We start from the raw sequence: 13,899 nt of genomic DNA, 5'->3' as shown, positions 1-13,899 counted from the left end.
ACTCTGCCTGGGTCTGGCAGGTGCCAACCTTGGTTGGCACATCGTGGTACAGCTACCGGCCAGCGGCCGGCACTACCGACTCTGCCTGGGTCTGGCAGGTGCCAACCTTGGTTGGCACATCGTGGTACAGCTACCGGCCAGCGGCCGGCACTACCCCCGCTCAGCAGGCCATCGGAACGGCGGCCATCGCCGCCAGCAGTTCGCGGTTCACCTGCTGGTGCTGCTGCTGCCATGCCGGAAGATCATCGGCGCTGATGTCGGGCTGCCCATCCAGCGATGACAACCAGCGCTTGAAACGGCTCTGGTAGTTGGCAAGTGACACCTCGCCGGTGATGTCGCTGCCCACCAGTCCACCGGTGCGCAGGGCCTCGATCACCATCAGTGCGTGTTCAAGCTGGAAGCGGCCCTGGTCCCAGTTGCTGCGCGCAACATCTTCAGCGAACACGTCCTTGTCGATCGACAGGTAGGTCGGTTGAGGGGCCTGCGCCTGTTCGGCGGCGAACGCGGCGACCAGGGCCTCGGGATGGTCGAAGCGGCGGAAGGCAGCTGCCATGCCCACGCGGCTGGCCCAGCCCACATCCACATCCATGCACCAGTAGGTCAGCCGCCGCCCCAGCAGCGGCCGCCAGTGGTTTTCCCACGCATGGCCCAGGCCGATATCGGCGGAGGTGATGCCCAGCACATGCACATGCGATACCTGCGGCAATGCGGCGGCAGCATTGACCCAGGAACCGCAGTGCATGCCGAAGGGAAAGCGCATGTTGTCCGGATGGTTGTCCAGCACCACCAGCTGGAACGGGGCACGCGTGTGCAGGTGCTGCAGCAGCGGCAGGCTGAGATGGTGGAAGTCGCCGCTGCCGAGCATGACCGTGCCGAGCTGTGCCGGCAGCGGCCGAAGAACTTCACCGGCAAAGCGTGACAGGGTGGCGTTGCGGCAGGCAAAGCGCAGCGGGTCATGCCAGTGCTGCAGCGCAAGCGTGCGTGCCTGTGGCAATGGCAGTACGCCACCATCGAGGTCGAGGATCAGCGGCCGACGCAGTTGCATCGGTCAGCCTCCTCCATCCGGCTCAGCCTGCAGGTGCGGGGCCAGCCTGCGCAGGACGGCGCGCAGCAGCGGCGAACGCGCATGCACCGCGTGTACGGTGGAGGTGAAGCGGGCACCCAGTTCGGCCTTGATGCGTGAATCGGTCCAGCCGGCAACGTAGTGGCTGAGGCCGTGCTGCAACGCGTATTCCAGGTTGTGCATCCAGCTGACCGAGTACAGGTTGTGGTCGCGCGACTGCGGATAGGACAGGCCGATGTACTTGTCCACCAGCTTGCCGGCATGCACGTAGCACAGGTTCCAGCCGATCAGCTCGCCGTTGTGGCGGTAAAGGAACAAGCGCCCCTGTCCCTGCGTGTCTGCCAGCAGGTGCTGGAAGAAGGGTAGCTCGAGCCGGTCGAAATGCACGGCGCTCTGTGCATACACCTGCAGGTACAGCGCATGCAGTTCGGCCTGCAGCCGCGGTTCGGCAAGGGCAGGGTCACCGGTGGCGATGCAGTCGATCTGCAGGTTGCTGCGTGAGCGCAGCTTGCGCCGGATGTTCTTGCGACGCGCTGCGGACAGGCGAGCCAGATAGGCGTCGATGCAATCGAAATCGATCGCCACCCATGCCAGCGGCATGCCTTCCAGCGGGATGAAACCGCGTGCTTCCAGCGCCTGCAGGAAGGCGTGGCTGTGTGCGTTGGCGGCATCGTCCAGCAAGGGCGAATCGATCGCCAGATCCTTGACCACCAGCAGCCGGCTGTCACCGACGCCATGGCGCAGCACGTCGTCGGCCAGTGCAGCCGCCGACACATGCGCCGGCAGCGGTGTGTACTCGGTGCTGGTGGCACCGATGAACCGCGTCTGCCAGGTCAGCCACGGCCGCCACAGGCGCGACAGCGGCAGCCCCAGCAGGCGCGAGCGCAGTGCATCGTCCAGGGTTGTGGTCAGATCCAATGGCGCACGGAAACTGGGCAGGCCGCTGGGCAGGCGGCTGGCATCGAACCCCAGGGGAGGGTGGGCCAGGAAGCCCTCCAGCAGCGCGACCGGTTCCAGCGCGGTGCTGGATATACGCGGGATCATGTCCATGCGGGGCACGGGAACCGGCAGCGCATTCCCGCTCAGCCCTTGGCCTTGGTCAGCAGCTGGTCCAGCAGGGTGATCGCCAGGTCGATCTCTTCGTAGCTGATGTTCAACGAGGGCGCGAAGGTGATCACGTTCTTGTACCAGCCACCCACATCGAGCACGAGGCCCATGCGCTTGCCGTCGTGCAGCAGGTCGCCGGCCAGGCCGATGTCGACCATGCGATCCAGCAGTTCACGGTTCGGGGTGAAGCCATCGGCGGCGCAGATTTCCGCACGCAGTGCCAGGCCGAGGCCATCGACATCGCCGATTTCCGGATGGCGCTTCTGCAGGCCGCGCAGGCCGTCGAGGAAGTAGGCCCCCTTCTCCGGCACGGTGCGCTCGTAGTCCATCTCCTTGCCCAGCTTCAGCACTTCCAGGCCCAGGCGCGTACCCAGCGGATTGGAGTTGAAGGTGGAATGGGTGGAGCCCGGCGGGAACACGGTTGGGTTGATCAGCTCTTCGCGCGCCCACAGGCCCGACAACGGGTTGAGGCCATTGGTCAGCGCCTTGCCGAACACCAGCACGTCCGGGGTGACATCGAAGTGTTCGATGGCCCACAGCTTACCAGTGCGCCAGAAGCCCATCTGGATCTCATCGACGACCATCAGGATGCCGTACTTGTCCAGCACGCGCTTGAGGCCCTTGAAGAAGTTGCGCGGCGGAATGACGTAGCCGCCGGTGCCCTGGATCGGCTCGACGTAGAACGCGGCGTACTCGGCCTGGCCGACCTTGGGATCCCACACGCCGTTGTACTCGCTTTCGAACAGGCGCTCGAACTGGTGCACGCAGTGGTCGGAGTACTCGTCCGGGGTCATGCCCTTCGGGCGACGGAACGGATACGGGAACGGGATGAACATCGCGCGTTCACCGAAATGGCCGTAGCGGCGGCGGTAGCGGTAGCTGGAGGTGATCGACGAGGCGCCGAGGGTGCGGCCGTGGTAGCCGCCTTCAAACGCGAACATCAGGCTCTTGCCGTTGCGCGCGTTGCGGACGATCTTCAGCGAATCCTCCACCGCCTGCGCACCACCGACGTTGAAGTGCACGCGGCCATCGAGGCCGAACTTCTCGTGCATGTCCACCGCGATGGTCTTGGCCAGCTGCACACGGGTGGGGTGCAGGTACTGGCTGGCGACCTGCGGCAGGGTGTCGATCTGGTCCTTCAGCGCATTGTTCAGGCGCTGGTTGGCGTAACCGAAGTTGCACGCCGAGTACCACATCTGCAGATCGAGGTACGGGGTGCCGGCGGCATCGAACATGTAGCTGCCTTCGCAGCGCTGGAAGATCTTCGGCGGATCAACGTAGTGCACGGTGTCGCCGAAGGAGCTGTAGCGGGCTTCGTCTGCCAGCAGCTGTGTATCGGTGATGGCGGCATCGGCGTTCTTGTCAAAAATATTCATCGGTTCGATTCCGGAGAGGGCATTCAAAGGAAGCAACGGGCGGAGCGATCAGGCGGTGGCGAGCAGCCGCGGAAGCGAGGGCTGAAGCAGGCTGCCGTCGAGCAGGCGCGGCAGCAGCGCAGTAGCGTCGTGGAAGGTGTCGATGGCGGCGTGGGGAATGCCGGCGTCGGTGCAATGGGCAATCAGGCGGCGCTTGGCGAACACGAAATCGGCGTGTTCGGACACGCAGAAATCCGAGGCGCCGTCACCGATCATCAGCACGCGGGGAGCTTCGTCAGCACGCGCTTGCGCCGCGCAGGTGCACTTGCAGGTGCCGCTGCGGCAGCCTTCGGCCTGGTAGGGAGATTCAAGCTGCCAATGGCCGTCAGACCAGCGCAGGTGGTTGGCCACCACAGGCAGCGGCGGCAGGCCGTGGTTGGCGAGGATGCGATGGATTGCATAGTCCAGGCCGTCGCTGACGATGCGCAGTGGCAGGCCCAACGCCTGCGCGCGTTTGACGAAAGCGGCGAAGCCCGGATCGATCCGTACCTGGTCCAGGTGTGCATCGAGGGTGGCCGGATCAAGCTTCAGCAGGCGGACCTGGCCCTGCATGCATTCACGCGAACCGATCTCGCCCGAGCGCCACTGGTCTTCCAGCTGCTGCCAACCGGGCTGGCCGAAGTTTTCCAGCAGTGAATCGATGACGTCCTCGAGGCTGATGGTGCCATCGAAGTCACACAGGATGCTCCATTGCATGGGCAGCTCCGTCGATGAAGAGAGGCCTTGGCACGATGCCGGCGACGGGGCCAATGTAGGCAGGCCGTCTTTCTCGTTCCTTTCCACCTGAAAGCCCGAACGGAGGCACTCGGGAAACGTTCAGCCAGTGAGCGCGAAGCAGGCTTTGCTCGCCTTCAGCCTCTACTGGCCAGCCAGTACCTTCACGATCTCGCAGCTGTCTTCGTGGGTCAGCCAGGGGCTGTTGCCCACGGTCAGGGAGCGGGCGGCGAAGTCGCGGGCATTGGGTACGTCCGCGTCTGCGACGACGCCTCGCAGATAGGCATAGTCCGGCAGGGCGTGGATGAACATGCGGCTGACACCCAGGCCGCGCTGCCACAGCGATGAAAGCGCTTTGTCACGCGCACGTTCGCTGGGCAGCAGCAGCATCAGCATCGGCCAGGTGCCAAGAGTGCCAGGCATCCCGTCCACCACTTCAACGGCAGGCAGCGATTCCAGCTGCACGCGCAGCTGCAGCGCGCGCAGGCGGGCGGCCTGCAGGAAGGCGGGCAGGCGCTGTGCAGCGTGTGCCCCGACGTTCTGCCGCCAGCGGCTGACGCGATGCTGCGGAATATCCAGTGGAAACACATCACCCACCGCAGCTTCCAGGTCGCCACGGCGCAGGGCACGCCGCAGCGGATTTCCATACACCAGCGACAGCAGGGAAGGGCGGTAGCAGGCCGCCAGGCCCAGCAGCTGCAGGCTGCGGGTCAGCTCCCAGCGCGGGTTGAAGGGCGTGTGTCCTGCGGCCTGCTCGATCAATGCCGCACGCAGTGCTTCATCACGTGTCAGCAGCAGGCCGCCCTCATGCAGGCTCAGGCCCTTGCCGGCGGCCAGGCTGAAGAAGCCGATGTCGCCGCGCAGGCCGACGCTGTTGCCGGCCACGCGTGCACCCAGTGCCTGTGCAGCGTCCTCGATCACCCACGCACCGACGCGGTGCGCAATGGCGCATGCGCGATCAACGTCGGCGATGCGCCCGCCCAGATGCGTGGGCACGATCGCCAGCGTGCGTGCATCGGCTGCGGCGAGCAGCGCCACCGGGTCGAAATCGAAATGGTCGCGGCGGGTATCGCACAGGTGTATGCGCAGGCCGAGGCTGTGCACGGCAATCGGTACAAGCGGACAGGTATAGGCCGGCAGGATCACCGTATCGCGCTGCGGCGCGCGCCTGCGCAGGGTGCGCAGGGCAATCAGCAGGGCATGGGTGCCCGAGCAGGTCAGCTGCAGCGGCGGCGTGCCCAGCTGCTCGGCGAGAATCGTGCACAGGTCTCCGCCGCCGGGCAGGAAATCGCTGGCCTGCAGGGGCAGGCCAGCGGTGGGAGGCAACTCGCGCGACAGCAGGCTCACGGGGCCGCTTCGGTAACAGCATGCGGATCATCCGCCTCGGCGCGGCCCAGGCAGATGATGCCGGCCACGATCAGCACCGCGCCGATCAGGTGATGCAGCGTCAACGGTTCGTGCAGCAGCCACGCCGACAGCAGCAGCACGCTGATCACTTCCAGGTGCGAGGCCGCGAACGCAGGGCCGATCGGCGCGTGCCGCAGAAGGCTCATCCAGGTGAAGAACGCGCCGACGTAACCGAGCATCGCGCCGTATACCCAGGGCTGTGACAGCACGCGCAGAAGCCATGCGCTGTTGGCCTCGACCGGCAGCGCGGCGTCGCCGGCATACTTGAAGCACAGCTGGGCGAGGGTGTCGAAGGCCATCAGCAGCGGAAACCCGACTAGGTACAGCCGCCTCATGTTCCGGCTCCGACCACGGCAACGCCGGCGCTGACCAGCAGCATGCCGGTCACCCGCAACGGCGTCAGCCGCTCGCGGAACAGGATGCGGCCGGCCACCATCAGCGCGACGATGTTGATCGAGCCGAGCAGCACGCCCTGCGACAACGGCACCAGCGACAGGAAAGCGATCCAGGCGACGAATTCAAGCACGTAGCAGGCGATGCCCAGCCACAGCCAGGGACGGCCGAACATGTGCTTCCAGCGCTGCAGGCCTTCGCCATCCTGCGGGTCGCTGGCGGCAGCCTTGAAGGCCAACTGGCCGCCGGTGTCGAGCACCACGTTGACCAGCCACAGCAGGGTCGCAAGCGATCCCATCTCAGGCGACCGCCTGCAGCACGCCCGCACGTTCGCCGATGTCGCTGAAGAAGCGCGCGCTGCGGCGGATCACCTCGCGCCGTTCGCGATCAATGGTGATCATGTGGTAGCTGTCTTCCAGTACCACCAGTTCGGTCGGTCCGCTGACGCGCGAGATCACCAGTTCGGCATTGCCCATGCTGGCCACGTCGTCCTCGCGGGCATGCATCACCAGGCATGGTGCCGTGACCTGATGCAGGTGACGGCGCGTCCAGGTGCTCAGTGCACGCATTTCGGCCAAGGCATGCCACGGGTTGCCGGGCAGGCCGGCAGCGGCACTGTCACCAGAGAGCATGGCGGCGCTGACCTGCGCACGCAGGCGCTCGTCGCGCAGGCCGTACGGCGGCTCTTCCATGAACATGCGGTCGCGGCCGATGCCCAGGCGCTTGAACCACGGCAGCAGGAACGAGAAGCGTGCGACCGCCGGAATGTTCCAGCCGTCGTAGCGGAAGGTGGCGCCGTACACCCCCACGCCGGAGACCCAGTCCGGCCGCCGCGCGGCCAGCGCCAGCGCCAGCACCGCCCCCATCGACAGGCCGCCGACGAACAGCTGGTCGACCTTGCCACGCAGGTCCGCCGCCGCATCTTCCACGCCCTGGTACCACTGTTCCCAGCGGGTCTGCAGCAGGTCTTCGACGCTGCCGCAGTGACCCGGCAACTGCACGCCATGCACGCTGAAGCCCGCGTTGTTCAGCCCTTTGCCCAGCATGCGCATTTCGGCGGGCGTGCCGGTCAGGCCATGGATCAGCAGGACACCCTGCGGGCCACCGGGAAGAAAGAACTCATGGGATGCAGGCACCAGTCGGCTCCAGCGCGGCAGTCGGGAAGGTCAGCATCGCAAGCGCGATTTTCGGCAACCTTTCAGCGGTTCGTCTGGATCAAGGGCCCTTCAGCAACGGTATGGTGATGGACACCTTCAGGCCACCGCCGGGACGGTTGAGGTAGCCCAGGCGTCCGCCCAGGTGCTCGACGGCCTCATGGGCGATGGCCAGGCCCAGGCCGGTGCCGCTGGCGGCAGTGCCGGGCGCGCGGAAGAAGCGCTCCCCCAGTCGCGACATCACGTCCTCGGGCACGCCTGGGCCATTGTCTTCGACGTACAGCTCGACATCGTTGTCGTCCAGGGCCTGCACGCCGACGGTGACGGTCGCATCCGCGCCGGCGTAGCGCAGGGCGTTGTCGATAAGATTGTCCAGCGCCTCGTGCAGCAGTGCGCCGTTGCCCAGTATCCGCACCGGCTGCTGCGGACCCAGGTAGCCCAGGTCGATGCCATCGCGGATCGCTTCGGGCACGCGCATGCCCACCCATTGCGGCACCAGCTCGGACACATCCAGCGCCTCCACCGTCTCCGGCACGGTCTGTGCCCGGCTCAACGCCAGCAGCTGGGTGCTGACGCGTGCAGTGCGCTGGTTGAGCCGGCGGATGTTCTGCAGCGCTTCGCGCACGGTCTCTGGATCGCTGTGGGCCAGTGCCTGGTCCACGTGCAGTGCCATGCCCGCCAGCGGCGAGCGCAACTGGTGGGCGGCGTCGGCAATGAAGCGGTTCTGCAGCGTGATCATTTCCGCCTGCCGCGCGAACAGACCATCGATGGTGCTGATCAGGGGCTGGATTTCCTCGGGCACGTCCGCGTCGGAAATCGGTGCCAGCTCGCCGCGGCGCTGTGCCAGGCGCGAAGTCAGCGGGGTCAGGATACGCAGGCCGTGGGTGACGCCGAACCAGACCAGCGCGGCCATTCCCAGCGCCAGCATGGCCATCAGCGGAATGACGATCATCAGGATTTCGCGTGCGCGCTGGCGGCGGTCGGCCATGCTTTCGGCCACGGTCACCGCCAGCTGGTCCAGCGGATCGTTCATCGCCTGCGTGCAGACCGTCGACATGCGCACCTGCTGGCCGTTCAATTCACCCTCGTACAGCGCCGGGTGGATGCCGCTGCAGTCCTGCGAGGGCGCATAGGCGCTGAAATCCGCATTGCCGGCGATGGTGCCCAGGCGGCTGCTGTCGACGTTGAAGTAGCGATGACCGTCGGGGTCGTACTCGATCAGAAAACGTGCCTGCGGAGACAGGTCGCTGCTGACCGGCATCGTGCTGAGCATCTGTGCGAACGACACGGTGTCGTCGGTCAGGTTGCGGTCGTGGATGCGGTTGGAGTAGTCCAGCGCTATGTAGTAGGCCAGCAGCGTGTTGAAGGTCAGCAGGCCCAGCATCGGCAGCGCCAGGAAGGCGAGCAGGCGCCGGCGCAGGCTGGGCGGTCCGCTGATCACGCGCTGGCGTCTTCCAGCATGTAGCCCAGCCCACGCACCGTGCGGATGCCCATGCCGCCCGGTTGCAGCTTGCGGCGCAGGCGGTGCAGGGCGATGTCCAGGCCATTGTCGGTCAGGTCCTGGCCCCAGTCGCACAGGGCCTCTACCAGCTGCGCACGCGAGACGATGCGCTCGGCGCGCACCGCCAGGGCGGACAGCAGGCCGAATTCGCGCGCAGTCAGTTCCAGTGTCTGCTCGTCTATCCATACGCGGTGGCCGGTCAGGTCCAGGCGCAGCCGGCCGATGCGCAGGTCGGGGTTGCCGTTGCTGGTGACTCGGCGCAGCTGTGCACGCACGCGTGCTTCGAATTCGTCCAGCGCAAAGGGCTTGACCAGGTAGTCGTCGGCTCCCAGGTCGAGCACGCGCACGCGCTCGGCCAGGCCATCGCGTGCGGTGACCACCAGCACGGCCAGGCCATCGCCGCGCTGGCGCAACCGCTGCAGCACGTCGCGGCCATCCAGCTGGGGCAGGCCCAGGTCCAGCACCAGCAGCGCGTACTGGGTGGAGTTCAGGGCTGCATCGGCATGCGCGCCGTTGTCCACGTGGTCGACCACGTGGCCCTGCCGGCGCATCGAGGCGCACAGGCCAGAGGCGATGTCCGGGTCGTCTTCTGCGATGAGTACGCGCATGCGCGGGGCTCCTGGGGGCGGATGGGCCGCCCGCTGGACAGGGCGGGCCTCTCGGCTGCCGAGGGTAGCGGCAAACGGGGCGGAGGTGGCGGGCGAGGGCGGCCTGCGCGCACCCGGCGCTGGCCCTTCGTTCAGTCCTGCAGGCCAGGCTGGCCCTTGGCCAGCGGCACCCGCGATCCGTCCAGCAGGCCGCGGCTGAGCTTGCCGTCCTCGATGAACAGCAGTTCGCCGTTCTCGCCATTCTTGATGCTGCTGTCGATGGCAATCACGCGGCCGTCGTGGAAGCTGCTGACGTGTGGCATCGAGGTGTGGCCGACCACGATGCGCTTGAGCTGGAGACGGTCGAGCACCGCCTGTACGCCCTGGCTGTCCAGGCGCCCGTCGAAGTAGCCGCGGTACCAGATCGGGCTGGTCTTGCCGTCGTACAACGGTGCGGTGGCGGGGGCTGCCTTCACCTCGGCCTTGGGAATGCCCAGCGAGGCCTGGTAGGCGGCATTGGTGTGGGCCGGGTCCAATGCCATCTGCACCGCTTCGGGCGAGATGCCGCCATGCAGGAACAGGGTATCGCCGATCTGCAGCAGCACCGGCCGCGTGCGCAGCCACTGGCCGATCACCGAGTCGGCAGCATACAGCTGCGGGTAGCTGCGACCGAGCAGCTGCGCGCTGCGCAGGTACTTCGGATTGACGTAACGCAGGTCGTCGTACAGCACCATGGTCTCGTGGTTGCCGAGCACGAAATGCACCGCGCCACCGGCGGCGGCCGCCTGCTGCTGCAGGCCATACAGCAGCCAGAACGCTTCGGTCACCTGCGGGCCGCGATCGAACACGTCGCCGGCGATCACCAGCGTATCCGTGCCCAGTGCCCAACGGTCCTGCGTGTCGATCACCCGGTTGGCGCGCAGCAGGCGGACCAGCAGCGCGTACTGGCCGTGGATGTCGGACACGGCGACGATGCGCGGCACGGCCGGCAGTACCGATGCCGACGGCGCGTTCGGCGGCAGCACATGCACCGCATGCGGGTAGCCGCAGCGCGCGGCAACCTCCGTGCCATCGGTGCCGGCCTGCACGCTGTGGGTTTCCACCTGGTCCTGGCAGATCCACTGCGCTTTCAGCTGCGCGCCCTCACGGAACAGGTAAGGGCCGTCGCTGTCCACGTGCTCTGCAGGTGCTGCCACGTCGCGGGCAGAGGCCGGTGGTGCGGCCAGCAGCAGGACGAGTGGCAGCAGGATCGACAGGGTTCGGGCGTGGTTCGGCATCGGCGGCATCCAGCGGCAGGAGACGAGCGATGCTAACCGCCCACGGACGCCACCGGTGTGCGCGAACGGGCGGATCAGGCCCGGCCGCCTTCCCCCTTGAGCTTGCGCACGCGGGTATCGGCGGCGCGCACGGGCTGGCCGTCACGGCCATGGGGTTGCATGTAGGGCAGTGGCCGGCGACTGCTGGATTCGATCAGTTGCGAGTGCGCTTCGCCAGCAGCGAAGCAATGCCGTTCTCCCCATTGGCGCAGGGCCACCAGCAGCGGAAACAGGTCCTGGCCGGCCGCGGTCAGCACATAGTCGTGGTAGGCGCTGCCATCGGCGGCGGGCTGCTGCACCAGCAGCCCCGCCTCGACCAGGCGCCGCAGGCGGTCGCTGAGGATGTTGCGCGCCGCGCCCAGGCTGCGCTGGAAATCGCCAAAGCGACTGACGCCATCGAAGGCATCGCGGATGACCAGCAATGCCCAGCGGTCGCCGAGCAGATCGGCGCTGCGGGCCACGGGGCAGGGGCTGTTGGCGTGCATGGCGGACTCCCTCGATTGTGGTTGCAGTTTAAAACCAGTGGCGCTACCGTGCACCTGGTTTCAAAATGCAACCACAATGATGATGCCTTCGCTTCCCCGCCCCGTGTTGGGCCTGCTCGCCATTGCTGCCGGTGCCAGCGTGGCCAATGTCTATTTCGCGCAGCCGCTGCTGGAGCGCCTGGCCCACGATTTCGCCCTGGATGCCGCCGTGGCCGGTGCAGTGCTGGCTGCCACCCAGGCCGGCAGCGTGCTGGCCCTGCTCGCGCTGCTGCCGTTGGCCGACCGTGGCGACCGCCGTCGACTGCTGCGGGTGCAACTGCTGGCGCTGGTGGTGGCGCTGCTATGGCTGGCCGCCGCCCGCAGTACCGCGTGGTTGCTGTCGGGCATGCTGCTGGCGGGTCTGCTGGGTACCGCGCTCACCCAGGGACTGATCGCCTACGCCGCCAACCTCGCTGCACCGGAGCAACGCGGGCGGGTGGTCGGCATGGTCCAGGGCGGCGTGTTCATCGGCCTGCTGTCGGCACGCGTGGTCTCAGGTGCGGTAGCCGCCGTAGCGGGATGGCGCGCGGTGTACCTGCTGTCGGCATTGCTGATGGCGGCGCTGGCACTGCTGCTGTGGCGGCGCCTGCCGCACGTGCCGGTGCCCGCAATGCCGCCGTCGTGGCGCAACCTGCTGCGTTCGATGGCCGATATGCTGCGGCAGGATCGCGCGCTGCGCGAACGCGGGCCGCTGGCATTGTTCCTGTTTGCCGGTCTCAACGTGTTCTGGGCCGCGGTGCCACTGCCGTTGTCGGCGCCGCCGTTGAACTGGTCGACCGCCGCCATCGGCGCGCTGGGCCTGGCCGGCATCATCGGCGCACTACTGGCAGCGCGGGTCGGGCACTGGATGGATCGTGGCCTTGCCCACCGGGTGAGCTTGGGGGCACTGCTGCTGATGCTGGTCGCCTGGGTGCCGTTGCTGGGCCTGCCGTACTCGCTGGCCCTGTTGCTGCTGGGCGTAGTGGTGCTGGATCTGGGCGGGCAGGCGTTGCATGTGTCCAACCAGGCCCTGCTGCTGCGTGCACCGGCCGAACAGCATGGACGCCTGGTGGCGCTGTACATGCTGTTCTATGCCGTGGGCAGCGGTGTGGGGGCTGCGGCAGGCACCTGGACGCAGGCGCGCCATGGGTGGCCGGCGGTGTGCGCGCTGGGCGCGGGCATCGCGCTGCTGGCACTGACGTGGTGGGCGACGTGGCGCATACCGCGCAAGGACGCTGCGTAGCGTCGAGACCGCCCGGCGCCACGTCACGCGCGCTGCAGGCTCAACGTTGCAGCGCGCGTCGTCCCGGAGCTTCCGGCAGTGCGTCGTCGGCCACCACCACCCGGTTGCGGCCCTGTCGCTTGGCGGCATACATCGCCGCGTCGGCGCGCGCCATCAGCCGCTCGTAATCGGGATGCCCATCGTGTCCGGCCACGCCGATGCTCGCGGTCAGCGCCAGCGTCTGTCCGTTGGGCAGGGTGATCGGCGACTGCGCGATCTGCCGGCGCAGGCTTTCGGCGATCACCTCCGCCTGTGACTCGCTTGCCGCCACCAGCACCACCACGAACTCCTCGCCGCCGTAGCGGAACAGGTAGTCGCTGCCTCGGGTCTGCTGGCCGAGCAGGGCTGCGACGTGCTGCAGCGCGCGGTCGCCGGCGTCATGACCGTGGCCATCGTTGATCGCCTTGAAATGGTCCAGGTCCAGCAGCAACAACGAGAACGGCGTGTGGTTGCGCGTGGACAACTCGATCTCACGGCGCAGCACGGTCGGCAGGAAGCGCCGGTTGAGCAGGTTGGTCAAGGCATCGCTGCCCGCATCCAGTTCACCGATGCGTTCGAACAACAGGGTCATCAGGTTGCGGATGGTGGCCAGGTCTTCGCGGATCATCGGCAGGGCGGTCAGCCGCCGTGCCGGATCTTCATCGGTGGCGCGCTGCAGGCGGCTGTCGATGCGGGCCATCAGCTGGCCCACCTGCTGCGTCTCGCTGCTTTCGCCGAAGCTGGGAATGCCCTTGTGGGTGAACCACAGGCCGAATTCCGAGCTCGCCAGACTGGCGTTGTCGGCACCGGTCGCATGGCCGGCGAGGGTGTACAGCAGGCTGTTTTCCCAATCCAGCAGCAGGGCGCGCTGGCGCTCGCGCTCGGTGCTGACGTTCTGCACCAGCGAGAACAGCCGGTACGCCGCATCGGTGCGCGAAGAGCGCTCACGGGCGTGCGTATAGGCCAGCGTCATGCCTTCCATGGCGATGTCCATGATCGCGCTGAGGCAAACGATGGCGGCGAAGGCGGTGTCGTTGTCAGCGGCATCGGCGCGCAGGCGGATGAACAGCTCGTGCTTGAGTACGCGCGCACCGCGGGCCACCAGGTCCACCGGAATACCGACCCGTGCGTGCACATCGCCGATCACCCGTTGTACGGCGACGGTAGCGGCAATGCCATCCGCATCGGTGGTCAGCAGCTGGGCCAGCCAACGCTGCATCGCTGGTTGCAGGCGCTGCTTGACCTGGTCGTGGGACAGGAAGCGGCGCGCACGCGTGTCCTGCAGCAGCACTTCGTAGAAGCGCTGCGCCAGCGTCGGCGGTGCATCGGCGGCCACGGCATGCAGCAGCGCGGCGGCGGCGGGGCCGGCCAGCAGCAGACACTGCTGCCAGGCCTGAGCCAGCGGTTGGCTGGCTTCGTCCAGTTGGGGTGTATCCACGTCGATCTCTAACGGCGCACAACAGACCACGGTATCGGCC

The 13,899-nt window shown here is 67.3% G+C and carries 14 protein-coding genes; 1 reads left to right on the top strand and 13 read right to left on the bottom strand.

Features of this window, described 5'->3' with window-relative positions; genetic code table 11:
• Window positions 1-160: 160 nt before the first annotated feature.
• The 12 genes from AC3WTC_RS04620 to AC3WTC_RS04565 all read right to left on the bottom strand — a co-directional run bounded on the left by AC3WTC_RS04620 (window position 161) and on the right by AC3WTC_RS04565 (window position 11,142).
• On the bottom strand, window positions 161-1,045 hold the full coding sequence (locus AC3WTC_RS04620) for an arginase family protein (RefSeq protein ID WP_492710759.1): 885 nt from the start codon (window positions 1,043-1,045) through the stop codon (window positions 161-163).
• 3 nt (window positions 1,046-1,048) lie between these two features.
• On the bottom strand, window positions 1,049-2,113 hold the full coding sequence (locus tag AC3WTC_RS04615; RefSeq protein WP_492710757.1) for a GNAT family N-acetyltransferase: 1,065 nt from the start codon (window positions 2,111-2,113) through the stop codon (window positions 1,049-1,051).
• Between the two features lie 32 nt (window positions 2,114-2,145).
• Complete coding sequence (locus tag AC3WTC_RS04610) at window positions 2,146-3,546, bottom strand: aspartate aminotransferase family protein (protein WP_492710755.1); 1,401 nt, start codon at window positions 3,544-3,546, stop codon at window positions 2,146-2,148.
• Window positions 3,547-3,594: 48 nt separating this feature from the next.
• Complete coding sequence (locus AC3WTC_RS04605) at window positions 3,595-4,281, bottom strand: MtnX-like HAD-IB family phosphatase (protein ID WP_025873783.1); 687 nt, start codon at window positions 4,279-4,281, stop codon at window positions 3,595-3,597.
• A 162-nt stretch (window positions 4,282-4,443) separates the two neighbouring features.
• A complete protein-coding gene (locus AC3WTC_RS04600; RefSeq protein ID WP_492710752.1) occupies window positions 4,444-5,646 on the bottom strand; it encodes a DegT/DnrJ/EryC1/StrS family aminotransferase in 1,203 nt (400 codons plus the stop codon).
• A complete protein-coding gene (locus tag AC3WTC_RS04595; protein ID WP_025873781.1) occupies window positions 5,643-6,041 on the bottom strand; it encodes a DMT family transporter in 399 nt (132 codons plus the stop codon). The genes AC3WTC_RS04600 and AC3WTC_RS04595 overlap by 4 nt, the downstream gene beginning before the upstream one ends.
• Entirely contained in the window at window positions 6,038-6,397 is a 360-nt protein-coding gene (locus tag AC3WTC_RS04590; protein ID WP_025873780.1) for an EamA family transporter, read from the bottom strand. The genes AC3WTC_RS04595 and AC3WTC_RS04590 overlap by 4 nt, the downstream gene beginning before the upstream one ends.
• Window position 6,398: 1 nt before the next feature.
• Window positions 6,399-7,235: an alpha/beta hydrolase gene (locus tag AC3WTC_RS04585; protein WP_025873779.1), complete on the bottom strand. Its 837-nt coding sequence runs from the start codon at window positions 7,233-7,235 to the stop codon at window positions 6,399-6,401.
• Window positions 7,236-7,314: 79 nt separating this feature from the next.
• Window positions 7,315-8,694, bottom strand: a complete 1,380-nt coding sequence (locus tag AC3WTC_RS04580) for a sensor histidine kinase (RefSeq protein WP_223482154.1) — start codon at window positions 8,692-8,694, stop codon at window positions 7,315-7,317.
• Window positions 8,691-9,362: a response regulator gene (locus tag AC3WTC_RS04575; RefSeq protein ID WP_025873777.1), complete on the bottom strand. Its 672-nt coding sequence runs from the start codon at window positions 9,360-9,362 to the stop codon at window positions 8,691-8,693. The genes AC3WTC_RS04580 and AC3WTC_RS04575 overlap by 4 nt, the downstream gene beginning before the upstream one ends.
• Window positions 9,363-9,493: 131 nt before the next feature.
• Window positions 9,494-10,618, bottom strand: coding sequence for a metallophosphoesterase (locus AC3WTC_RS04570; RefSeq protein WP_223482155.1), 1,125 nt, complete (start codon window positions 10,616-10,618; stop codon window positions 9,494-9,496).
• A gap of 74 nt (window positions 10,619-10,692) precedes the next feature.
• Complete coding sequence (locus tag AC3WTC_RS04565; protein WP_032976028.1) at window positions 10,693-11,142, bottom strand: winged helix-turn-helix transcriptional regulator; 450 nt, start codon at window positions 11,140-11,142, stop codon at window positions 10,693-10,695.
• Window positions 11,143-11,218: 76 nt separating this feature from the next.
• Between AC3WTC_RS04565 and AC3WTC_RS04560 the strand changes: the two genes are divergently transcribed.
• Window positions 11,219-12,403: an MFS transporter gene (locus AC3WTC_RS04560; RefSeq protein ID WP_492710749.1), complete on the top strand. Its 1,185-nt coding sequence runs from the start codon at window positions 11,219-11,221 to the stop codon at window positions 12,401-12,403.
• A gap of 40 nt (window positions 12,404-12,443) precedes the next feature.
• Here the strand turns inward: AC3WTC_RS04560 and AC3WTC_RS04555 are convergent, their stop codons facing one another.
• On the bottom strand, window positions 12,444-13,859 hold the full coding sequence (locus AC3WTC_RS04555) for a GGDEF domain-containing protein (RefSeq protein WP_492710747.1): 1,416 nt from the start codon (window positions 13,857-13,859) through the stop codon (window positions 12,444-12,446).
• Between the last annotated feature and the right edge of the window lie 40 nt (window positions 13,860-13,899).

It is taken from the genome of Stenotrophomonas sp. FW305-C-20-S1 (genome assembly GCF_058783335.1).
This window is presented reverse-complemented; position numbering and strand designations above follow the sequence as displayed.

What these genes read in the sequence shown, in the direction of transcription:
- AC3WTC_RS04620 (WP_492710759.1), bottom strand. Translation starts at nt 1,045, where the DNA reads ATGCAACTGCGTCGGCCGCTGATCCTCGACCTCGATGGTGGCGTACTG.
- AC3WTC_RS04615 (WP_492710757.1), bottom strand. Translation starts at nt 2,113, where the DNA reads ATGGACATGATCCCGCGTATATCCAGCACCGCGCTGGAACCGGTCGCG.
- AC3WTC_RS04610 (WP_492710755.1), bottom strand. Translation starts at nt 3,546, where the DNA reads ATGAATATTTTTGACAAGAACGCCGATGCCGCCATCACCGATACACAG.
- AC3WTC_RS04605 (WP_025873783.1), bottom strand. Translation starts at nt 4,281, where the DNA reads ATGCAATGGAGCATCCTGTGTGACTTCGATGGCACCATCAGCCTCGAG.
- AC3WTC_RS04595 (WP_025873781.1), bottom strand. Translation starts at nt 6,041, where the DNA reads ATGAGGCGGCTGTACCTAGTCGGGTTTCCGCTGCTGATGGCCTTCGAC.
- AC3WTC_RS04590 (WP_025873780.1), bottom strand. Translation starts at nt 6,397, where the DNA reads ATGGGATCGCTTGCGACCCTGCTGTGGCTGGTCAACGTGGTGCTCGAC.
- AC3WTC_RS04575 (WP_025873777.1), bottom strand. Translation starts at nt 9,362, where the DNA reads ATGCGCGTACTCATCGCAGAAGACGACCCGGACATCGCCTCTGGCCTG.
- AC3WTC_RS04570 (WP_223482155.1), bottom strand. Translation starts at nt 10,618, where the DNA reads ATGCCGAACCACGCCCGAACCCTGTCGATCCTGCTGCCACTCGTCCTG.
- AC3WTC_RS04565 (WP_032976028.1), bottom strand. Translation starts at nt 11,142, where the DNA reads ATGCACGCCAACAGCCCCTGCCCCGTGGCCCGCAGCGCCGATCTGCTC.
- AC3WTC_RS04560 (WP_492710749.1), top strand. Translation starts at nt 11,219, where the DNA reads ATGATGATGCCTTCGCTTCCCCGCCCCGTGTTGGGCCTGCTCGCCATT.